This is a genomic window from Actinoplanes sp. CA-030573 (assembly GCF_050951115.1).
Classification (GTDB): Bacteria; Actinomycetota; Actinomycetes; order Mycobacteriales; family Micromonosporaceae; genus Actinoplanes.
Map to the genome: position 1 here is coordinate 7959753 of NZ_CP192038.1, position 21470 is coordinate 7981222.

General features: G+C 70.7%; 18 protein-coding genes. 12 read left to right on the forward strand and 6 right to left on the reverse strand.

What is annotated here, in order from left to right:
- Positions 1-135: 135 nt before the first annotated feature.
- The gene (locus ACQP2F_RS36690) at positions 136-384 is read left to right on the forward strand and encodes a type II toxin-antitoxin system VapB family antitoxin (protein ID WP_433295764.1); all 249 of its coding nucleotides are present in this window, start codon (positions 136-138) and stop codon (positions 382-384) included.
- Complete coding sequence (locus ACQP2F_RS36695; protein WP_433295766.1) at positions 381-803, forward strand: hypothetical protein; 423 nt, start codon at positions 381-383, stop codon at positions 801-803. Before ACQP2F_RS36690 ends, ACQP2F_RS36695 begins: the two co-directional genes overlap by 4 nt.
- A 34-nt stretch (positions 804-837) precedes the next feature.
- On the opposite strand, the gene ACQP2F_RS36700 is transcribed toward ACQP2F_RS36695, so the two are convergent.
- Entirely contained in the window at positions 838-3126 is a 2289-nt protein-coding gene (locus ACQP2F_RS36700; RefSeq protein ID WP_433295769.1) for a putative bifunctional diguanylate cyclase/phosphodiesterase, read from the reverse strand.
- Positions 3127-3484: 358 nt separating this feature from the next.
- Between ACQP2F_RS36700 and ACQP2F_RS36705 the strand changes: the two genes are divergently transcribed.
- Positions 3485-5272 (forward strand): N-acetylmuramoyl-L-alanine amidase, encoded by a 1788-nt coding sequence (locus ACQP2F_RS36705; protein WP_433295771.1) that lies wholly within the window; start codon positions 3485-3487, stop codon positions 5270-5272.
- Between the two features lie 40 nt (positions 5273-5312).
- Positions 5313-5678, forward strand: a complete 366-nt coding sequence (locus ACQP2F_RS36710) for a VOC family protein (protein WP_433295773.1) — start codon at positions 5313-5315, stop codon at positions 5676-5678.
- On the opposite strand, the gene ACQP2F_RS36715 is transcribed toward ACQP2F_RS36710, so the two are convergent.
- The gene (locus ACQP2F_RS36715) at positions 5675-6853 is read right to left on the reverse strand and encodes an FAD-dependent monooxygenase (RefSeq protein ID WP_433295775.1); all 1179 of its coding nucleotides are present in this window, start codon (positions 6851-6853) and stop codon (positions 5675-5677) included. The two genes, ACQP2F_RS36710 and ACQP2F_RS36715, sit on opposite strands and share 4 nt — an antisense overlap.
- 115 nt (positions 6854-6968) lie before the next feature.
- Between ACQP2F_RS36715 and ACQP2F_RS36720 the strand changes: the two genes are divergently transcribed.
- The gene (locus tag ACQP2F_RS36720; protein ID WP_433295777.1) at positions 6969-7850 is read left to right on the forward strand and encodes a TetR/AcrR family transcriptional regulator C-terminal domain-containing protein; all 882 of its coding nucleotides are present in this window, start codon (positions 6969-6971) and stop codon (positions 7848-7850) included.
- Here the strand turns inward: ACQP2F_RS36720 and ACQP2F_RS36725 are convergent.
- The gene (locus ACQP2F_RS36725) at positions 7832-9526 is read right to left on the reverse strand and encodes an alpha-glucosidase (protein ID WP_433295779.1); all 1695 of its coding nucleotides are present in this window, start codon (positions 9524-9526) and stop codon (positions 7832-7834) included. The genes ACQP2F_RS36720 and ACQP2F_RS36725 overlap by 19 nt on opposite strands.
- Before the next feature lie 82 nt (positions 9527-9608).
- Here ACQP2F_RS36725 and ACQP2F_RS36730 point away from each other — a divergent pair, with 82 nt between their 5' ends.
- The 4 genes from ACQP2F_RS36730 to ACQP2F_RS36745 all read left to right on the forward strand — a co-directional run bounded on the left by ACQP2F_RS36730 (position 9609) and on the right by ACQP2F_RS36745 (position 14498).
- A complete protein-coding gene (locus ACQP2F_RS36730) occupies positions 9609-10613 on the forward strand; it encodes a glycosyltransferase family 4 protein (RefSeq protein WP_433295781.1) in 1005 nt (334 codons plus the stop codon).
- A 158-nt stretch (positions 10614-10771) separates the two neighbouring features.
- Positions 10772-11932 (forward strand): glycosyltransferase, encoded by a 1161-nt coding sequence (locus tag ACQP2F_RS36735; RefSeq protein ID WP_433295783.1) that lies wholly within the window; start codon positions 10772-10774, stop codon positions 11930-11932.
- Positions 11929-13011, forward strand: coding sequence for a glycosyltransferase (locus tag ACQP2F_RS36740; RefSeq protein WP_433295785.1), 1083 nt, complete (start codon positions 11929-11931; stop codon positions 13009-13011). The genes ACQP2F_RS36735 and ACQP2F_RS36740 overlap by 4 nt, the downstream gene beginning before the upstream one ends.
- An 8-nt stretch (positions 13012-13019) precedes the next feature.
- On the forward strand, positions 13020-14498 hold the full coding sequence (locus ACQP2F_RS36745) for a glycoside hydrolase family 130 protein (RefSeq protein WP_433295787.1): 1479 nt from the start codon (positions 13020-13022) through the stop codon (positions 14496-14498).
- Between the two features lie 330 nt (positions 14499-14828).
- Here ACQP2F_RS36745 and ACQP2F_RS36750 read toward each other — a convergent pair whose 3' ends face one another.
- Both ACQP2F_RS36750 and ACQP2F_RS36755 read right to left on the reverse strand, forming a co-directional pair.
- Positions 14829-15539: a response regulator transcription factor gene (locus ACQP2F_RS36750; protein ID WP_433295789.1), complete on the reverse strand. Its 711-nt coding sequence runs from the start codon at positions 15537-15539 to the stop codon at positions 14829-14831.
- Complete coding sequence (locus ACQP2F_RS36755; protein WP_433295791.1) at positions 15518-16969, reverse strand: sensor histidine kinase; 1452 nt, start codon at positions 16967-16969, stop codon at positions 15518-15520. The genes ACQP2F_RS36750 and ACQP2F_RS36755 overlap by 22 nt, the downstream gene beginning before the upstream one ends.
- A gap of 108 nt (positions 16970-17077) precedes the next feature.
- Between ACQP2F_RS36755 and ACQP2F_RS36760 the strand changes: the two genes are divergently transcribed.
- Positions 17078-17740, forward strand: coding sequence for a YqeB family protein (locus ACQP2F_RS36760; RefSeq protein ID WP_433295793.1), 663 nt, complete (start codon positions 17078-17080; stop codon positions 17738-17740).
- 439 nt (positions 17741-18179) lie between these two features.
- A complete protein-coding gene (locus ACQP2F_RS36765; protein WP_433295795.1) occupies positions 18180-19211 on the forward strand; it encodes a Gfo/Idh/MocA family protein in 1032 nt (343 codons plus the stop codon).
- 190 nt (positions 19212-19401) lie between these two features.
- Here ACQP2F_RS36765 and ACQP2F_RS36770 read toward each other — a convergent pair whose 3' ends face one another.
- Positions 19402-19959 (reverse strand): TetR/AcrR family transcriptional regulator, encoded by a 558-nt coding sequence (locus tag ACQP2F_RS36770; RefSeq protein ID WP_433295797.1) that lies wholly within the window; start codon positions 19957-19959, stop codon positions 19402-19404.
- 74 nt (positions 19960-20033) lie between these two features.
- Here ACQP2F_RS36770 and ACQP2F_RS36775 point away from each other — a divergent pair, with 74 nt between their 5' ends.
- Complete coding sequence (locus tag ACQP2F_RS36775; RefSeq protein WP_433295799.1) at positions 20034-21470, forward strand: MFS transporter; 1437 nt, start codon at positions 20034-20036, stop codon at positions 21468-21470.

A 21470-nucleotide genomic window follows, 5' to 3' on the forward strand; every position in this document is an offset into this window, starting at 1 on the left:
GACGCGAACCGTTCACAGCACACCAGTAGTGCGCGTTGAGCCGGGGCCGGCTGCGGGCGGCTCGGCCGGTCGAGGTCGACCGCCGAGCAGGTGTGCTGGCGCCCCCGCTTGCTATGGTGAAGATGTACGGGAGCTTTGTACATCACCAACAATGGAGCTGCTGTGGCCATAACTCAAATCGATCTTGATGATGACGCGCTCGCCGAGGCGATGCGGCTCTCCGGTGCGCGAAGCAAGAAGGAGACGGTAAACCTCGCCCTGCGGGAGTACGCAGCTCGGCACCGCCGCATCGCGGCACTCGATCACTACGCCGCCGCCGCTCAGACGTGGGACTACGAGGGATGGCAGGACATGCACGCAGCGGGCAAGGCGCCTACTGCGTGATCCGCTATCTCGCCGACTCGTCGGCACTGTGGCGGCTGCTACGCGATGCCGAGGTGCGGTCCGGCTGGGCCGACGTGATCTCCGGCCACGCGATCGGATCATGCCAGCCCCAACGCACCGAGTTTCGCCGCTCGGCCCGCAACCTTGACGAGTACGAGCAGATGACCTCCATGTTCGTTGATCTCTATCCGGACGTGCCGGTGCCCAAGTCCGCATGGCAATGGGTCGAGTCCGCGCAATATCGCCTGATGCGCGCCGGAGCGCATCGAGCGTTGTCATGCGTAGATCTGCTGATCTGCGCCTGCGCCGCCATCCGCGGAGTCGTGATCCTCCATGACGACAACGACTTCGCGACGGCCGCACGGCACCTTCCCGACCTGACCGAGCGACGAGTCCACTCGCTTCCCCGGTCCACGTGACCGCCACCGCCCGTCGTTCGCGGAGCCGAAATCCTCAGGCGGGGACGCGCTCGATCCAGTGCGCCAGGTTGGCCGGGCGGTCGGCCTTGCCGTAGAGCCAGCCCTGCACCAGGTCGCAGCCCTGCTCGCGGAGCCAGTCGCGCTGGGTTTCGGTCTCCACGCCCTCGGCCACCACGCGGTGGCCCATCGCGTGGGTCATCGCCAGCACGGCGCGGACGATCGGCTCGTTCGTGCCGGCCTGGCCGCAGTCTCGGATGAAGGAGCGGTCGATCTTGACGATGCCGACCGGGAGCCGGTGCAGGTAGGAGAGCGACGAATATCCCGTACCGAAATCGTCGATGCAGAGGGTGACGCCCAGCGCATGCAGCGCGTTGAGGGTGAGCAGCGCCGCGTCGACGTCGGCCATCACGCCCGACTCGGTGATCTCCAGCCACAGCGCCTCCGGCGGCAGGCCGGTCTCGCGCAGGACCTCGTCGACGATCCGCACCAGCGCGCCGTCGCGCAGCTGCCGGACCGAGACGTTCACCGAGACGTGCAACGGGCGCGCGCCGGGGCCGCGGATGTCGGTCCAGGCCAGCAGCTGGCGGGCCGACTCGCGCAGCAGCCAGGCGCCCATCTGCTCGATCATCCCGGTCTCCTCGGCGATCGGGATGAACTCCATCGGCGAGACCGACCCGAGCTCGGGCGAGTCCCAGCGCATGAGCGCCTCGAAGCCGTCCAGCTGCTCGCCGCGGAGGTCGACGATCGGCTGGAAGTGCACGGCCAGCTCGCCGCGCTCGAGCGCGCCGCGCAGCGACTGCTCGAGCTTGACCCGGTCGCGCACCTGTTCGCGCAGCGAGTTGTCGAAGAGGGCGTACGAGTTGCGGCCCGAGCCCTTGGCCTTGTACATCGCGGTGTCGGCGTCGCGGATCAGCTCCAGCGCGTGCGCGCCGCCGGTCGACTTGGCCACGCCGATCGAGGCCGAGATGACCACGTCGCCGACGGAGAGCGCGTACGGCCGGGCGAACTCGCACAGCAGCCGGTCGGCCAGCGACTCGGCCAGGCGCAGGTGCGAGGGGCTGGCCAGGGCGATCACGAACTCGTCGCCGCCGATGCGGGCCACCACGTCCTCGGACCGCACCTGCTCGCTGAGCCGCGACGCGACCGAGCAGAGCAGCTCGTCGCCGACCTGGTGACCCCAGTGGTCGTTGATCATCTTGAACCGGTCGAGGTCGATGAAGAGCAGGCTCACCTCGAGGTGCTCGTCGACCGCCTGCTCGGCCCAGCGCGCGATGGTCTCCGACAGCAGCTCCCGGTTGGGCAGGTCGGTCAGCCCGTCGTGGGTGGCGCGGCGCCGGGTGGCCCGCTCGGCCCGGACCCGGGAGTTGTTCGAGCGTACGACCCGGGCCAGGACGCTCAGCACGATCAGCGCGCAGAGGATCGCCCGGATCAGGTCGTAGGCCGTCGCGCCGAGCGGCATCAGCGAGGTCACGATCGTCGGGACCACGACCACGAGACCGATCACGACCAGGCGCAGCCGGCTCATCTCGTGGACGACGACCTGCTGGGGCTCGACCAGCGTGCGGGTCGAGGGGTGCCAGGCGGCCGCCGGCATCAGCACGAACATGACCAGGAACAGCCCGTCGATCGGCCGCTGCGAGAGCTGCAGGATGCCGGTGTCACGCAGGCTGAACAGCAGGTCGGCGGCGAACATGGCGGTCGAGCCGGCCATCATCAGCCAGAGCGCGGCGGTGCGCGCGCCTCCCGCGAAGATCAGCTGAGCGACCAGCGTCACCAGCACCACGTCGATGACCGGGAACAGCGCGTCGATCAGCTGGATCACCGACATGTGCTTGTCGGCGAACGACGGCGCGATCACGAACGACCAGATCAGGAAGGCGAAAGCGAGGCCCATCAGCACGGCGTCGACCCGGGCCGGGTCGTCCTCGGCGGCGCGGCGCCGGCGCAGCATCACGGCGAGGGCATAACCCATGCAGAGGTACGCCGGAACCGTGATCAGATCGGGCACGAGCGCGATCGGCGGTGGCGGGATCGTCAGCGTCTCCGGCACGGCCACCCGGATCAGGGCCGCGACGATGTAGAGGTAGCCCGCGACGATCAGCAACCGCCACGGCGTCCGGTCGGCCGGCCCGAGGTTGAACCGCGGGCCGAGGTGGATCGCCGTCATGCCCGCGATCAGCACGAGCGCGCTGATCGGGGTCTGCAGGCCGGCCGGGCCGAGGAAGAAGACCGCGACCGCGCCGAGGCCGAGAACGACGTGCAGCCAGGCAACCCGGGCACGCAACGGCGCGCGGCGCATGGCGGTGGCGTCGACTCTGGTCACATCCTTCCATCGGCGGAACGGATGCATTCTTTATCGAACGGGGGCGCAGGTCCAGCCCGTACCCGAAATTGATTGGTTGAGTTGTTTGTCGGTTTTTGGATGCCCAAATAACAAGACATAGTGCGTAATTTGCCGGACACCGATCGACGAAGACGGCAACCTGGCACGTGGCCGATCAACCTGTACCACGGGGGACTACGTGCGCCGGAATCGGACGAAGCGCCTCGCCGCGCTCCTTGCCATGATCATTTTTGCACCCGCGCCGGCGCCCGCGAAAGCGGCCCCGGATTCCGCCGATCCGCCATTGCAGACGCTGGCATTCCCGGCCGTCGCGCGCGGAACGAAACCATTCGGTCTGGTGGGAGTCACCTGGACCGACCCGAATGCACGAATCGACGGAACCATTCAGGTCCGCACGCGGGACCTGGGCACCGGCCGCTGGACCGGCTGGCGCACCCTCGAGGCCGACGGCACGGCGGCCGGTGACCGGCGCGGCTCGACCGACCCGCTGTGGGTGGGTCGGTCGAACGGGGTCGAGGCCCGGATCGCGGGCGACCGCGGCGCCCTCCCGGCCGGACTGCGGGTCGACCTGATCAACCCGGACGCCGAGCGGCCGAGCGGCCGGATCGAGTCGGCGCCGGCCATGACGAGCGCGCCGATGCCGGCCCGGCCGGTCCCGCGCATGGTCACCCGGGCCGGCTGGGGCGCGAACGAGACGATCGTCCGGTCCGCCCCCGCCTACACCGGCCCGGTCCAGGTCTTCTTCGTGCACCACACGGCAACCGGCAACGGCTACTCCTGCCGGGACTCGGCCGCCATCGTCCGCGGCATCCAGGCCTACCAGATCCGCATCAAGGGCTGGGACGACATCGGCTACAACTTCCTGGTCGACAAGTGCGGCACGATCTTCGAGGGACGCGGCGGCGGGGTCGGCCGGAACGTGCTCGGCGCGCACACGCTCGGCTTCAACACCGACGCCAGCGCGGTCGCGGTCATCGGCACGTACGACGCGGTGGGCGTCTCCCCCGCCGTGCGCACCGCGATCGCCACCGTGGCCGCCTACAAGCTCGGGGCCGCCGGCAACCCGCCCAACGGCAAGGTCGTCTACACCTCGGGCGGCGGCGACCGGTACCCGCTCGGGCGGCGGGTCACCATGTACCGGATCTCCGGCCACCGGGACGCCGGCCGCACCGACTGCCCGGGCGACTCCCTCTACCGCCAACTCCCGCAGATCAGGGCGATCGCCGGGGCGGCGCCGATCGGGCTGCGGCTGCTGCGCGTGCCGGGCGCGGTCAAGCTCGGGCCGCTGCTCTACACCCGCGGCGCGATCCGGCCGCTCTGGACCGTGGCGACGCCGAGCGCGCTGATCGCCCGGTTCGAGATCTGGGTCGACGGCAAACTGGCCATCGCCGCGCCGGGCTCGCACCGGACCACCGCGCTGCGCCTGGCGCCCGGCGGGCACACCGTCGCGGTGCGGGCCGTGCACCTCTCCGGCCGGGCGGTCACCACCGCGGTCCGGGTGGTGTCGGACGCGAAGGCGCCGGTCTTCACGTACGGGCCGGACGTCGCCCTGCGGACCGGCTCGCTCGACGGCTCGGTGCCGATCCGGCTCGGCTGGCGGGCCACCGACGTGAACGGGCTGTCGGCGGTGCGGCTGCTGCGGCCCGCCTCGATCAACCTGGGCGTCGCGACACGCAGCCGGACCGGCACGGTCAAGCCGGCGGTTCCGGCCACGTTCGGCCTGCGGGCCACCGACCGGGCCGGCAATGCGGTGAGCGCCTCGGTCACCCGCACGCCGATCGTCGTGTCGGAGGGCGTGGCCCGGCGCACCGGGATCTGGCACGCCCTGCGCAACCCCCGCCATCTCGGCGGCGTGGCGCTCGGCAGCACGACCGCCGGTTCCACCGCGAGTTGGACCTTCACCGGACGGTCGGCCGCGCTCGCGGTGAGCCGGGCCACGGGCTCCGGGCGCATGCGGATCCGGGTGGACGGCGCGGACCAAGGTGCGATCGACCTACGCGCCCCCAGAACCCGGTATCGCGAGGCGGTCTGGACCCGGTACTGGTCGTCGAGCGGCACGCACACGGTTCGCATCAGCGTGGAACGCCCGGGCGTCGTCCTCGACGGGCTGGTCTTTCTGAAGTGACTGACAGAAGGTGTCAGCCTTGGCCGCCAGGATGCTCGGCATGACTGGATTCGCGACACTTGCCATGATCAGCCTCGACGCCGAGGACCCGGGCGCGCTCGCCACCTTCTACTCCCGGGTGCTGGGCTGGGAGGTGCTGCACAGCGAGGGCGACTACGCCATGATCGGCGACGGCACGACGAGCCTGGGCTTCGGCCGGGTGCCCGGTTACTCGGGGCCCGGCTGGCCGGACGAGAAGACCCCGAAGCGCTACCACCTCGACCTCTACGTCGACGACCTGGACCAGGCCGAGGAGCAGGCGCTCGCGCTGGGCGCCACCAAGCCGGCCGAGCAACCCACCCCAGACCGCTGGCGGGTGCTGCTCGACCCGGCCGGCCACCCGTTCGACATCTGCCTCAAGAGCTAGGCGGCGGCGAACGCGTAGTCCTTGAGCGTGATGGCGTCGGACTTCGCGAACTGCTTCGCGAGGATGCCCTTCATCGGCCACCGGCCCATCATGCGCATCGAGGTCGCGCGCATGCGGATCATCAGGCGGCCGTTCGGGGCGAAACCGCCGATCCCGCCCGGCGGCAGCCGCGTCCCGTCGGCGACGTAGGCCGCCATCTCGTTCTGGTACGCCGCGAACCCGTCCTCGGGCGAGCTCGCGGCGGCCAGCTCGCCGGCCAGCACGTACGCCCCGACCAGGCTCATGCTGCTGCCGAGGCCGGCCAGCGGGGAGCCGCAGTAGCCGGCGTCGCCGAGCAGCACGACCCGCCCGCGCGACCACTTCTCCACGTGCACCTGGCTGATCTCGTCGAAGTAGAAGTCGTCCGCGTCGGACATTCCGGACAACATGCCGGGAACCCGCCAGCCGACGCCCGCAAAGCGCTGCTCCAGAACCCTCATCTGATCATCTTTTGCCATTCTGACAAAAGCCTCATCGGTGCGAAAACTGAGACTGGCCTTGGCCGTGCCGCCACGCTCGGGACGGATGCCGGCGACCCGGCCGCCGGGCGCGTTGAACATCTCGAACCAGCCTCCCAGGTCCCCGGGGTCGGGCACGGAGAAGTACGACCCCCAGCCGCCGAGCGGACGGACGAACTCCTCGTGCGGCCCGAACGCCAGCTTCCGCGTGCCCGACCGGACCCCATCGGCGCCGACCACGATGTCGAAGCGCTCCCGGCCACCGCTCGCGAACGTGACGTCACCGTCGAGCGTCAGTGCCGTGATCCGGTCGCCGAACCGCCAGTCCACGTCACGGGCGGTCGCCTCGCGCAGGATCGCGGCCAGGTCGCCCCGGGCGATCTCGATCTCGGCCACGATGCCCTCACCGCCGAAGAGATCGGCCGGCATCGTGGCCAGCTTCCGCCCCCGGGCGTCGACGAGCGCGAACCCCCGCTCGTCGACCTGCCGCGCCCGGATCGCCTCGCGCAGGCCCATCCGCTCGACGACGCCCCGGGCAACGCCGCGAACATCCACCGCGTGCCCGCCCGGACGTGGCGCCGGCGCTCGCTCGACGATCGTGACGTCGGCTCCGGCCCGGTGCAGCCAGAACGCCAGGGCCGGACCGGCGATGCCCCCGCCGGAGATCAGAACACGCATTTCCCCGCTCCCTCGTGTACGTCGTAAACTGTGTACTAGTGAGAGCGTAGGAGTGCCTTTTGCGAGCGCGCAAACTGCACTAGTACGGGAACCCGGACGAGGACGAGGTGTACTAGTGCATCCGTATCAACAGATCGTCGACGGGATCAGGCGTCGCATCGAGGCCGGTGAGCTGCGGCCGGGCGACCGGGTGCCGTCGGCCCGGCAGCTCACCAAGGAGTGGGGCGTCGCGATCGCCACCGCCACCCGGGCCCACGCGGCGCTGCGCGAGGAGGGCCTGACGATCAGCCGCCCCGGCGTCGGCACCGTGGTGGCCGGTCCCGTCCCGCGCCGCGACCACGAGCTCACCCGGCCGCGGATCGTGGCCACCGCGATCGCGATCGCCGACGAGGAGGGGTTCGCCGAGCTGTCGATGCGGCGCCTCGCGGGCCGGCTCGGAGTCTCGACGATGGCGCTCTACCGGCACGTGCCGAGCCGCGAGGAGCTGACGCTCGCGATGATCGACGCGGCGATGGGCGAACTGCCGCTGCCGGCCCGGCACCCACCCGGCGGCTGGCGGGCGGCGCTCGAGGTGGTCGCCCGGCTCGAATGGGCCGGGTTCCAGCGGCATCCGTGGCTGGGGCCGACGATGTCGATCACCCGGCCGCAGCTCGCGCCGAACGCGATGCGGCTCAGCGAATGGGTGCTGGCCGCGTTCGACGGCACCGGCCTCAGCCCGCAGGAGCGCATGTATGTGCAGATCCTGCTGTTCACCTTCGTGCGCGGGGTGGCCAGCGCGCTGGAGCCGGAGGCCGAGGCGATCCGCGAGAGCGGGCTGACCAACGACCAGTGGGTGGAGTCGCAGACCGGGACGTTCCTGGCCACCCTGGACGCCGGGGCCATGTCGCACTTCCGCGAGCTGACGAGCCAGGACTTCGACTTCGACCTCGACAAGCTGTTCGAGTTCGGCCTGGCCCGCCTGCTCGACGGCCTGGTTCCCTACGTCGTGCGGCGGTAGACCACGGCCTGCCACGGCGCCATGGTCAGGCCCTGGGGCTCGGCCACGTTGGTGAGGACCAGCTCCGCGTCCTCCCAGGCGATGGCGTCGTCGATCTCGGCACGTACGGTGTCGCCGGAGAAGTTGCCGATCACCAGGAGCTCGGTGTCGCCCAGGCGGCGGGTGAAGGCGTACAGCCGCTCGTCGGCCGGCAGCAGCATGGTGAAGTCGCCGTCCACCACCGCCGGCTCCTCGTGCCGCAGCTGGATCAGCTTGCGGTAGTGATGGAAGACCGAGTCGGGGTCGGCCCGCTCGGCCGCCGCGTTGATCTCGGGGTAGTTGGGGTTGACCGCCAGCCACGGCGTACCCGAGCTGAACCCGGCGTTCGGCGAGTCGTCCCACTGCATCGGCGTGCGCGCGTTGTCCCGACCCCGGGCCCGCAGCACGGTCAGCACGTCCTCGGGATTCTTCTTCTCCAGCTCGACGGCCTGGCGGAACTGGCCGAGCGCCTCGATGTCGCGGAAGTCGGCGATCGTACGGAACGGGAAGTTGGTCATGCCCAGCTCCTCGCCCTGGTAGACGTAGGGCGTGCCGCGGTGCAGGTGCAGCACCGTGCCGAGCATCTTCGCCGCCGCCACCCGGTGCTCGGGCGAGTCGTCGCCGTAGCGGGAGACCACCCGCGGCTGGTCGTGGTTGTTCCAGTAGAGGCTGTTCCAGCCGACCTCGGCCAGGCCCGCCTGCCACCGGCCGAAGATCCCCTTGAGCACGGTGAGCTGCAGCGGGATCACCTTCCAGGGGTCGCCGCCGCGGTCGGCCCACACGTGGTCGAACTGGAAGACCATGTCGACCTCGTGCCGGTCCTGGTCGGTGAACTTGATCGCCTCGTCGACGGTCACCCCGGGCATCTCCCCCACGGTGAGCATCTCGGTCCGGCCGGCGAAGACCTTGTCGTACATCTCGCGCAGGAACTCGTGGTTGCGCGGGCCATTGATGTACGAGGCGGAGCCGTCGGCATAGGCGGCGCCGGCCGTGGCCCGGCCGTCGGTGAGCGGCAGCACCTTGGAGATCATGTTGATGACGTCCATCCGGAAGCCGTCCACGCCCCGGTCCAGCCACCAGCGCATCATCGCGTAGACGGCCTCGCGGACCTCCGGGTTCTCCCAGTTGAGGTCGGGCTGCTTGGGCGAGAACAGGTGCAGGTAGTACTCGCCGGTCGTCTCGTCGTACTGCCAGGCCGGCCCGCCGAACGCCGAGCCCCAGTTGGTCGGCTCCGCCCCCGGCGTGCCCGGCTCCATCCCGGGCCGGGCCGGCCGCCACCAGTACCAGTCCCGCTTCGGGTTGTCCTTGCTCGACCGGCTCTCCACGAACCAGGGGTGCTCGTCCGAGCTGTGGTTCACGACCAGGTCCATGATCAGTTTCATGCCCCGGTCGTGCACGCCGGCCAGCAGCTTGTCGAACGTCTCGAGGTCGCCGAAGAGCGGGTCGATGTCCTGGTAGTCACTGATGTCGTAGCCGTTGTCGTCCTGCGGCGACTTGTAGATCGGCGACAGCCAGAGCACGTCGACGCCGAGCTCGGCCAGGTGGTCCAGATGGTCGATGATGCCGCCCAGGTCACCCATGCCGTCCCCGTCGGCGTCGGCGAAGCTGCGGGGGTAGATCTGGTACACGACCGCGCTTTTCCACCAAAGATCCGTCATGCGTCTTCTCTAACACGTTCTCGGACGCGCGGACGGCTGGGCATACTAAACGGGTGTTAACTACCGATTTCCGGCGTTTGTCATGCGGGTAGCGCTGCTGGGGCCGATCGCCTGGCGTACGCCGCCGGTGCACTACGGCCCGTGGGAGACGATCACCAGCCTGCTGGCCGAGGGTCTCACCGCCCGGGGCATCGACGTGACGCTGTTCGCGACGCTCGACTCGATCACCAAGGCCGCGCTCGACGGGGTGGCACCGGCCGGTTACGAGGAGAGCCCGGAGCTGGACGGGCGGGTCTGGGAGGCGCTGCACGTCGCGCACGCGTTCTCCCGGTCGGGCGAGTTCGACCTGGTGCACAACCACCTGGACTGGTTGCCGCTGGCGTTCTCGAGCCTCTGCGCGTCGCCGCTGCTGACGACGATCCACGGCTTCTCCGGACCCAACATCCTTCCCGCGTACGAACGTTCCTCGTCCCTGTTCGTCTCCATCTCCGACAGCGACCGGTCCCCGGCGCTCTCCTACGTGGGCACGGTGCACCACGGGATCGACCTGTCTCTACTACCGGTATCCGTGGGCTCGTCCTCGCCCGATTTAATATGTTTTGGGCGCATTCATGCGGACAAGGGCACCGACCTCGCCCTCGAGATCGCTCGCCGCGCCGGGCGACGCCTGATCCTCTGCGGGATCGTGCAGGATCACGAGTTCTTCGCCGCCCGGGTCGAGCCGCACATCGACGGCGACCGGGTCGTCTATCTCGGATCGGTCGGGCCGGCCGATCGGGCGCGGCTTCTCGGGTCCTGCGCGGCGCTGCTGCACCCGATCCGGTTCGCCGAACCGTTCGGCCTCTCGGTGGTCGAATCGATGGCCTGCGGGACGCCCGTCGTCGCGTACCGGAAAGGCTCGATGCCGGAGGTCGTCGAAGAAGGGGTGACCGGACGCCTGGTCGCCGGCGTCGACGAGGCGGTGGCGGCGGTCGCCGAGATCGGCATGATCGACCGCGCCGGGTGCGCGGCCCGGGCCCGCGAGCGCTTCTCGGCCGACCGGATGGTCGACGACTACCTGGCGATTTACCGCAAAATCGTCAGGTGAATAGGCGTTTCTTGTTAACGTCCCAATGTGAATTGCACGTTGCCCGGGGCAATTTCCCGAAACGTCGCAATGGCGTTTAAGCGCGCTCAGAACAGTTTCTCCCGGGCGTGCTGAGTCGTGCTGCGGGGAGGCAGCCGCGAACCTGAGAAAGGCCAGTCATGCCCGCCACGTACGGCTTTCTGAGCACTTACCCGCCCACCCAATGCGGTTTGGCCACATTCAATGCCGCACTCGCCACCCAGCTGAATGCGGGGGGCGGCGCCGGGGTCGTCCGCCTGCTCGCCAGCGACAACGTGAGCGGCGGCATCGACCTCGACCGGGCCGCACCCCGGGTCGTGCACACCTGGCACACCGACAACCCGGGCGGCTGGACGGCGGCGGCGAATGCGCTCAACCGGTTCGACGTGGCGATCGTGCAGCACGAGTACGGGATCTACCCGGGCGACGCTGGCGCCGAGGTGCTGCCGCTGCTGCGCGCCCTGAAGGTGCCGTCGATCGTCGTGCTGCACACCGTGCTCAGCAACCCCGACCCGCTGCAGCGGCAGGTGCTCGAGCGGATCGCCGTGGCCGCGGACGCCCTGGTCACGATGACCGACACGGCCCGGCGGCGGCTGATCGCCGGCTACGACGTCGACGCCCGGAAGATCTCGGTCATCCCGCACGGCGCCGGCAGCCACGACGCCGCGCCGCGCGAGGACCACGACCGGCCGCACCTGCTGACCTGGGGACTGCTCGGGCCGGGCAAGGGCATCGAGTGGGCGCTGCGGGCACTGGCCCGTCTGCGCGACTCGCCGGCGGCGCCGGTCTACACCGTGGCCGGCCGGACCCACCCCAAGGTGCTGGAGCAGTTCGGGGACGCGTACCGGGACAGCTTGAAGGCGCTCGCCGAGTCGCTCGGGGTGACCGAGGCCGTGGCCTGGCGCGACGAGTACCTGGACGAGGCCGAGCTCTCCCGGCTGATCCGCTCGGCCGACGTGGTGGTGCTGCCCTACGACTCGACCGAGCAGGTCACCTCCGGCGTGCTGATCGAGGCCGTCGGGGCCGGGGTGCCGGTGGTCGCGACCGAGTTCCCGCACGCGGTCGAACTGCTGGCCGACGGCCCCGGGCTGCTCGTGCCGCACCAGGACCCGGAGGCGATGGCCGCCGCGATCCGGCACCTGCTGGACCGGCCCGGCCTGGCCAACCGTCTCGCCGGCATCGCGGGCGGACCGACCCTGCGGTGGCCGGCCGTCGCGGCGCGGTACCAGGCTCTGGCCGGACGTCTCCTGGCCGCGCACACCCCCGCCGCCACGGTCGCTGCTTCGGCCGTACCGGCATGAGTGTTGGTTTGCGGCTCGTCCCGCCGCCGATCCAGCTCTCCGACGCTCCCGCCCCCTCGTTCGCGCACATCGCGCGGATGTCCGACGACACCGGGCTGCTCGAGCATTCGCGCAACGCGATCGTGCGGCGCGAACACGGCTATTGCGTCGACGACGTCGCGCGGGGGCTGCTCGTCGCCAGTCGCGAACCTCGTCCCACGCCGCAGATCGTCGCGCTCGCCGAGCGCTATCTCGCGTTCCTCACCCACGCGCAGGGGCCGGACGGCGCCTTCCGCAACCGGATGAGTTTCGACCGCCGTTGGACCGACGAGCCGGGTCTCGGCGACTGGTGGGGGCGTGCGCTCTGGGGACTGGGCACGGCCGCGGCGCGCTCCAGCGTGCCGTGGATCCGCCGCGAGGCGCGACTGGCCTTCCGCTTGGGGACGCGGCAGCGCTCTCCGTGGCCACGTGCCATGGCGTACGCCGGACTGGGCGCCGCCGAGGTGTTGCGATGCGACCCGCACTGCCCCGACGCGGCCGCCCTGCTGCGCGATGCCGCCGAGGCGGTCGGCCTGCCCGGCCCCGACCCGGCGTGGGTCTGGCCGGAGCCCGAGCTCACCTACGCCAACCCGACCGTGGCCGAGGTCGTGATCGCGGCCGGGGACCTGCTCGGCGACGAGCCGCGCCTGCTGGCCGGCCTGCGGATGCTGGCCTGGCTGTGCCGGGAGCAGGACAACGACGGCCACCTGTCGACGGTCCCGGTCGGCGGCTGGCGTCCCGGCGTGCCCAAGCATCGCTTCGACCAGCAGCCGATCGAGGCCGCGGCGGTCGCCGACGCCTGCGCCACGGCCGCCTCGATCACCGGGGACGACCGCTGGGACGCGCCCCTGTTCCGGGCGATCGCCTGGTTCCTGGGCGACAACGACACGCAGACGGTCATGTACGACCCCCTAACCGGCGGATGTTATGACGGATTGACGGCAGATGGTCCTAATGTGAACCAAGGAGCCGAATCAACCCTCGCGCTGGTCTCCACGCTGCAGCATGCCCGCACGCTGGCGGCCTCCCGCGCGACCCGACCGTCAGGCGGCCTAGCGTGACCGCAACCATGAATACGAAGACCTTCCTCACCCGGCACGACATCGTCATGGAGCCGGACGACCGGCGCGTGGTGATCAAGCTGTTCGTGCCCGGCGAGGATGCCCAGATCGTGCAGAACCGGACGTCCAGCCTGATCGAGCGCATCCTGCGGCTCGACGAGGAGGAGACCGGCCGGCTGCTCGACGACGTGCTGAGCCGGTTCGCCGGGCGGCATCACGACCTGTTGTCGGTGTTCCAGCATCACTACGAGCTGGTGCAGCACCGCGTACCGGCGGAGATCGAGCTCTCCCCGACGGCCCGCACGCTGATCGGCGCGTACTTCAGCCACGAGTTCTCGGTCGAGGCCGCCGCGCTCTGCAACCCGTCGATGGTGCCGCATCCCGACCAGTCCGGCCTCGAGACGGGCGAGCTGCGGGTGGCGATGAGCATGCGCCAGATCGGCGAGGGCCACATCTCGTCGGTCGGCTTCTGCTCGGCGATCCTCGGCCCCGGCGAGCAGATCCGGCTCGAGGACCGCACCGGCCCGCTGATGACCGGCCAGCGCGTGGGCGCCATGCACATGCGCTTCCAGCTCTCCGCGGCGCTCATCGACGCGGAGATCGACAACGAGGCTTCCGCGTACGTCGTGTCGGCCCTCCCCGAGCGCTACAACGACGAGGAGTTCGAGGACGTCATCGGTCACGTGCCGGCCGAGCTGCTGGCGCGGCCCACGACGCAGGAGACCCTGGACCGCATCCGCCACATCGTGAGCGAGGACTACGCGGTCACGTTCCCGTGCGCGACCCCGCTGCACCAACGGATCATGTGGCCGGCGACCCGGGCCGAGAGCAACGGCATGGAGGACGCACGCTTCGTGCAGGTCCTCGACCCCGACGGCCGGCTCGCCTATCAGGCCACGTACACCGCGTACGACGGCCGGCAGATCTCGGGCCGGGTCATCTTCACCCGCGACCTGCGCCATTTCGAGGTCACCCAGCTGCACGGCCCCGCCGCAAGAAACAAGGGAATGGCCCTGTTCCCGCGCTACGTGGGCGGCCGCAAGCTGGCCCTGTGCCGCTCCGACGGCGAGACGCTGGGCCTGAGCGTCCGCGACGACCAGCACCGATGGCAGCACGCCGCCCCACTGCTGGTCCCCCACCGCGGCTGGGACCTGATCCAGGTCGGCAACTGCGGCTCGCCGGTGGAGACCGAGGCCGGCTGGCTGGTCCTGACCCACGGCGTGGGCCCCATGCGCCGCTACGCGATAGGCGCCATGCTCCTGGACCTGGAAAACCCCGAGCGCGTCATAGCCGACCTACCAGACGGCTTGCTCTTCCCCGACGACGTGGAACGCGAGGGCTACGTCCCCAACGTCCTCTACTCCTGCGGAGGCATAGTCCACGACGGCCGTTTGTGGCTCCCCTACGGCGCCAGCGACGTCCGGGTTGGTTTCGCCAGCATCGACCTGGACCAGCTCCTGAGCCGCATGGTCCCGGCCTCCGCCTAGCCCACCGCTCCCGGCTCGCTCGCTGGGCCCGGCCGCTCGGCCCTACCGCTCGGCCCGACCGCGACCGCAAGGCCCGCCGCCCACTTCCGGTGGCGGGCCTTCGCTCACCCACCGCCGTGCCCGCCCGCGCCGCCCGTCCCCGCGCCGGAGCCGCCCGTCCCCGCGCCGCCTGCGCCCGCGCCGCCTGCGCCCGCGCCGCCTGCGCCCGCGCCGCCTGCGCCCGCGCCGCCTAGGCTCGCCCGCGCGCGTGCCCGCGCCGCTCTTCCGCGCCGTTCGCCCCGCCTCTCCGCCGCACCCGCGCCGCTCTGCCCGCCGCGGCCATTCCACCACTCAGCGCGAGTCGAGGACCATGACCGCCACCTGCACTCGGTTGCTCAGCTCCAGCTTCGTGAAGATTCGCGTGATGTAGGCCTTCACCGTCGCCGTGCTCATCCGCAGCTCCACGCCGATCTCGTGGTTGGTCCGCCCATCCGCGATCAGCTGCGCCACATGCCGCTCGCTGGGGCTGAGCTGCCGCAGCGCCCGCCGCGCCTGATCCCGCCGCGGGTTCTCGTCGACCGCCGCCGCAAGCCCCATTACCTGCCGCAGCACCGACGGCGTGAAGATCGGCTCCCCCGCCGCCGCCCGGCACACCGCCCGCGCGATGTCCCCCGGCGGCTCATGCTTGAGCAGGAACCCGCAGGCCCCCGCCCGCATGGCCCGCTGCACATGGTCATCGGTGTCGAACGTCGTCAGCACGATCACCTCGGGCGGATCCCGCCGACTCCGCAACTGCGCCGTGGCCGTGAGCCCATCCATGCGCGGCATCCGGATGTCCATCAACACCACCTGCGGCCGGTACTTGGTGACCGCGGCCGCCACCTCCGTCCCGTCCGAGATCGCCCCGACCACCTCGATCTCGTCGAACGCCCCCAGCAACATCGCAAGCCCTTGGCGCACAAGCGCATCGTCATCCACGATCAACACCCGCACCGGCGCCGCGCCCACGGATGCGCTCCCATCCACCGTCGCCGCCGACGTCAGGTGTTCCATGGCAGCCATGCCCGCAGATTGAACTCCCCCGACGCCGTAGGCCCGTGCTCCAGCTTCCCGCCCACCAACTGAACCCGCTCCCGCAGCCCCGCCAACCCCGCACCGGCCCCGGGGATCGGCTCCGCATGAACCAGCCGAGGACGGACGGCAAGATCCGCACGCTCCCACACCAGGTCGTTGTCGACCCGCACATCAAGCCCGCGGAACCACCGAATGTCGACCTTCACCCGCACCGCAGAACCCGGCGCATGCTTGAGCGCGTTCGTGAGCGCCTCCTGAATGATCCGGTACGCGTGCCGCCCGGTCTGATCAGGCACCTCGCCGAAGTCGCCGTAGTCCTCATCATCGAGTCCGCCGTAGTCGTCGAGATCGAGGCCGCCGTAGTCGTCGAGATCGCCCTTGCCGTCCAGCTCGCCGCCACCGCCCCGCTCGCTCTCACCGTCTGGCCCGCCCTCACCGTCTGGCCCGCCGTCGAGCTTGACCCCAGCGAGCGGGTCACCGGCAAGCTCACGATCATCCGCGCGCTCCCAGCCGCTAGAGAGTTCTCCGTCCTCTTCGGAATCGCGGTTGAAGCCCGATCCCGGCTGGACCGCTACCTTCCCGTCAGCCCTGATCGGGCGATCGCCGTGGAGCATGAACACCACGTCGGCACCGGCCGATCGGGTCTGCTCGACCAGCGCCGGCACATCCTGCAACGTCGGTTGCGGCCGATCCTCGGCCGGCGCACGAAGCATGCCGAGCAGCATTCGGAGGTCTTCGAGCGCGTCGTGCGCACACTGCCGGATCACGCCCGCGGCCTGGCGCTCATCGGCCGAAGCGTCACGCCGCACCTCGAGGGCGCCAGCGTGCAGCGCCAGCAGCGACACCCGGTGAGCGAGCACGTCGTGCATCTCGCGAGCGATCTGCTCGCGCTCGGCCAGCCGCGCCTGCTCGATGCGCAACCGCTGACCCTCCTCGGCCTGGCGCGCACGATCAGCCCACGATGCCACCAGGAGCCGATGCGCGCGGATCAGCATCGCCACCGCGACCAGACTCACGTGCAGGAGAACAAGAAAAGCGACGGTCTCGTAATAAGTACGTGTCAACCCCAGCGCCAGCCCGTAGAAGACGGACACGGCGGCGGCATGCGCGGCGGCGACCGCGATCGTGACCCGGGCCGGACGATGCAGGGCGACCGAGAACAATGCGAACGGCAGCACGCCCATCGGCATCCCGAGCGTGATGCCGAGCGGAATGAGCGCAAGCGTCAGGGTGACCGGCCGGGTGCGGCGGAACAGCACGAGCGCGGTTACGGAGACGAGCCCCGCGACGGCCTCTAGAGGAATCGGGGCGCCGTCGCCCTCCGAAACCGACTGCATGGTGAAGAACAGCCCGAGCAGCAAGGCACCGGCTGCGAGGGAGCCCTCCAGCAGCCAGGTCCGTGCCGTTCGTCGGTTCATGCCTCGAAGCTACCGGCGGGCGGCCTCGGCGGGCAGTCGACTTTGGTCTACGGGATATCGCCCTTGGTCGGTATCGGACCGGCCCGCCCGAGGCGAAGACTCGATCCCGTGCTCGAACAGACGACAACCGTGCCGACCCCGTGGTGGGCCAGACTGCTCACGTGGCTCGGCCTTCCGCTGGCCGGCGCGGCGCTGCTCTTCTTGGCCGTTCGCGTGGTCTGGTGGCTTCCGTTGCCGGGGCCGCTCAGCCTTATTCGCGAGCTGCCCGGCACGGCCGCCACGATTGCCGCCGCCGCGGCCGGGGCTCTACTTGGTCTCGTGCTGGCCGGCCTGGCCGACCGCGAGTCGCTGACCGTCCGCATCACCCGGGCCGACGTGATGCTGACCCGACCCGGCTCGACCGTAGCGGTGCCGCGGCCCGACATCGCGGTGGCGTTCCCCGATCGCGACCGGTTGGTCCTGCTGGGCCGCACGGGCCGGGAGTTGGCGCGGGAGCCCAGTCATCTGTCCGCGAGGCGCCTGCGTGCCGCTTTCACCGGCAATGGCATCGCCTGGGCGGATCAGGATCCCTACTTGGCTTCCTACCGTCGGTGGGTCCCCGGTCTGCCCGAGCTGCCTGAGACGGCCCACGCTCTGCTCGCGGCCAGACAGAAGGCCATCGAATCCGGCGACGAGAACGACCAGCGCGACCTTCGCGGGGAGCTGGCACGGCTCGGATACGTGATTCGTGACGACCGCAAGCGACAGCATTGGCGCCGGGCCGATGGTTAGGCGCACGGTCTCCCGAGGCTCGCGGGCGCAGATCCGAATGGCGCGAGGCCCATAGCGCCCGGCCTGGACGGGACCGGGACCAGGACCGGAAGCCTGCGACGCCCCGAGCGCGCGCGGCGAGGGACCGCGCGGAGCGAGAAGGGCGCGGGAGGAGCCCGGCACGGCGGGCGCAGCGCGGATGGGACCGCTCGGTGCGGAAGCGCGGCGCAGCGGGCGCGAAGCACAGCGAGCGCGCGGCAGGACGGGCGGCAGGGCAGGCGCGCCGCAGGGCAGGCGCGCCGCAGGGCGGGTCCATAGCGCCGGGGCGCCGTGCGCGCAACGTTCGGTCCGGCGCGGCCGCGGCTGGGCTGGTGGGGACGCTGGTGAGGAGGTGGATCGCGGGGCCGGTTGGTGGACCCTTGATCGGCGAAGGGTGGGTGGTTGTGGCAGGCTCTTCGGAATGAGTGACGCGGTCAAGTTCGGGCTTGTCGGGTATGGGACCGGCGGACGGATCTTTCACGCCCCGCTTATCGCCTCGGCTGGGAACGTTGAGTTTTTGGGCGTGGTGACCCGGTCGGCGGAGCGGCGGGCCGAGCTGGCGGCGAAGCGGCCTACGCTGACGGCGTTTGACGACCTTGCGGCGCTCAAGGCGGCGGGGGCCGAGGCGGTGGCGATCTCGACGCCGGCGGCTACCCACGCCGCGGTTGCCAAGGAGGCCATTGGGCTCGGGCTGGCCGTGGTGGTGGACAAGCCGTTCACGCTCGATGCGGCCAGCGCGCAGGAGGTGGTCGACGCGGCCGATGCGGCGGGGGTGTTGCTCAGCGTGTATCAGAACCGGCGCTGGGACTCCGATCTGCTGACCGTTCGCAAGCTCATCGGCCAGGGGACGCTCGGGAACGTGCGGCGGTTCGAGTCGCGGTTCGAGCGGTGGGCTCCGGACCGGCAGGTGCCGGCGGCGGGCGGCGGGACGTTGCTCGACTTCGGGTCGCATCTCGTTGACCAGGCGCTTCTGCTGCACGGGCCGGCGGGGCGGGTGTACGCCGAGATTCGGGGCAGCGGCGAGCTCGACGACGACTTCTTCGTCGCGATTCACCATGTCAACGGGGTCGAGTCGCACCTGTGGGGTAGCTGGCGGCAGGCGGCGCCGGGGCCGCGGTTCCGGGTCTCGGGTACTACGGGCACCTACATCGTCAACGGCGTGGATGGGATGGACCACCAGGAGGCGCTGCTCAAGGCGGGTAAGGCGCCGTCCGGTCTCGGAGAGCGGTGGGGAGTCGAGCCCGAGCACGGATGGGGGCGGCTCTATCACGGGCCGACCAGTGCGCCGGTGCCTACCGAGCGCGGGCGATGGGACACCTATTACCCGGCGTTCGCGAGGGCGGTTCGGGGCGAGGGGCCGGTGCCGGTGGATCCGGCCGACGTCGTGCGCAACATGGCTGTGCTCGACGCGGCCCGGGAATCCGCTCGCACGGGGAACGCGGTCCGGCTCTGAAAACCGGCGCGATCCGGGCGAAGGCTCCAGCGCGGTAAGGGACTGGAGGGCGGCGGCGCGCTCCAGCAAACGGACCGGGGCCGTCGGCACACCTCGCGCGGGAGTGGGCCCAGCGCGGCGAAGCGGTCTGAAGACGCCGGCGCGTCAGAGCCTCAGCCTGGTGAGGGACCTGCGAGTTCGGCCCGGGGGCTCAGAAGACCTTCAAACCGTCCAGGGCGAGATTGAGTACGCGGTCGCGCTGGGCGGCGTCGATGAAGGCGGCTGACGTCAGGCCCGAGACCAGGCGGATCACGTCGTCGAAGGTGGCGTCGGGGCGGACCTCGCCGGCCGCCTGGGCGCGGGTCAGCAACGGCTCGCCGGCCGCGTACATGGACTTGCGGCAGGCCGCGAACATGGGCGACTCGCGGTTCATCGCCTCGATGATGGCGCGCTTGGTCGCCGCGTATTCGACGAACTGGCGCAGCCATGTGGTGAGCGCCTGCCATGGTGGCAGCGACGCGACGGCCTCGGCCACGCCGTTCAGCTTGTTGATCTCCTCGACGTAGACCGCCTCGAACAGGTCCTGCCGCGCCGGGAAGTTGCGGTAAAGCGTGCCGATGCCGACGCCCGCGCGCCGGGCGATGTCCTCGAGCGAGGCATCCGTCCCGTTCTCGGCGAACGCCTCCCGGGCCGCGGCGATCAGCGCGTCGAAGTTCCGCGCGGCGTCGGCCCGCTGCGGCCGCCGCACGCCGACCGGCACTTCCGTCATGGAGATCCTCCTCACACCACTCCGCCCGCTTATTCGGTTGCGAACCGGAGGCACCCCTCCATTAATGTGGAGGCATGCCTCGACTTTATCAGACCTCGCCGCGAGTGACCTTTGCCGTGCTCGCGGCCGCCGCTGCCGCGTTCGCGCTGATGCAGTCGCTGGTGACGCCGGTTCTGCCGGTCATACAGCGCGACCTGCACACCGACACCGGCACGGTCACGTGGGTGCTCACCGCCTGGCTGCTCGCCGCGTCGGTGGCCACCCCGCTCATGGGGCGGGTCGCCGACATGATCGGCAAGGACCGCGCGCTGCTGGTCGCCCTCGCGTCGATCGCCGTCGGCTGCCTGGTCGCCGCGATCGCGCCGACCGTCGGCATCCTCATCGCCGCTCGCGTCCTGCAGGGCCTCGGCGGCGCGATCTTCCCGGTCTCGTTCGGCATCATCCGCGACGAGTTCCCGCCGCACCGGGTCACCTCCGCGGTCGGCGTGATGGCCGCCGTGATCGCCGCCGGCAGCGGCTTCGGCATCGTGCTGGCCGGCCCGATCGTGGGTGCCCTCGACTGGCGGTGGCTGTTCTGGATCCCGATGTTCGTGGTCACCGCCGTCGGCGTCCTCGCCTGGTTCGTCGTCCCCAAGTCGCCGCACCGCAGCCCCGGCCGGGTCAACTGGATCGCCGCGGTGCTGCTCTCCGGCTGGCTGGTGGCGCTGCTCCTGCCCCTGAGCAAGGGCACCACCTGGGGCTGGGGCTCATTCCGTACGGTCGGGCTGCTCGCTCTTGCCGTTGTTCTTCTCGCCGCCTGGCTGGTCGCCGAGATCCGCTCGGCCAACCCGCTGATCGACATGCGCATGATGCGCCTGCCCGCCGTCTGGACGACGAACCTGGTGGCCCTGCTCTTCGGCGCCTCGATGTTCGGGATCTTCGCGTTCCTGCCGCAGCTCATGCAGGTGCCGACGGCGTCCGGCTACGGTTTCGGCGCGAGTGTCACCGAGGCCGGCCTGCTGATGCTGCCGATGATGGTCACGATGGCGCTCTTCGGCTCGATCAGTGGCCCGCTGACCCGCTGGGTGAGCGGCAAGGCCCAGCTGATCCTCGGTTCCGCGCTGGCCGCCGCCTCCTGCTTCTCGCTGGCCGTCGCCCACGGCACGCGGCCGATGGTCGCCCTGGCCGGCGGCATCTTCGGCATCGGCCTGGGCCTCGTCTACTCCTCGATGATCAGCCTGATCGTGCAGAGCGTGCCCATGCACCAGACCGGCGCCGCCTCCGGCATGAACACCAACATCCGCACGATCGGCGCCAGCATCGGCACCGCGATCGTCAGCTCGGTGGTCACCAGCCACCCCGGCGTGCAAGGCCTGCCCGCCGAGTCCGGTTACACCGAGTCGTTCCTGATCCTGGCCGTGGTCGCGGTGGCTGCTATCGGCGTCGCGCTGCTGGTGCCCTCGGGCCGCGCCCAGGCTCCCGCCGCCGAGCGACCCGAGGTGCTGCCGGACCTGACTCCGGTGGAAGTTTGA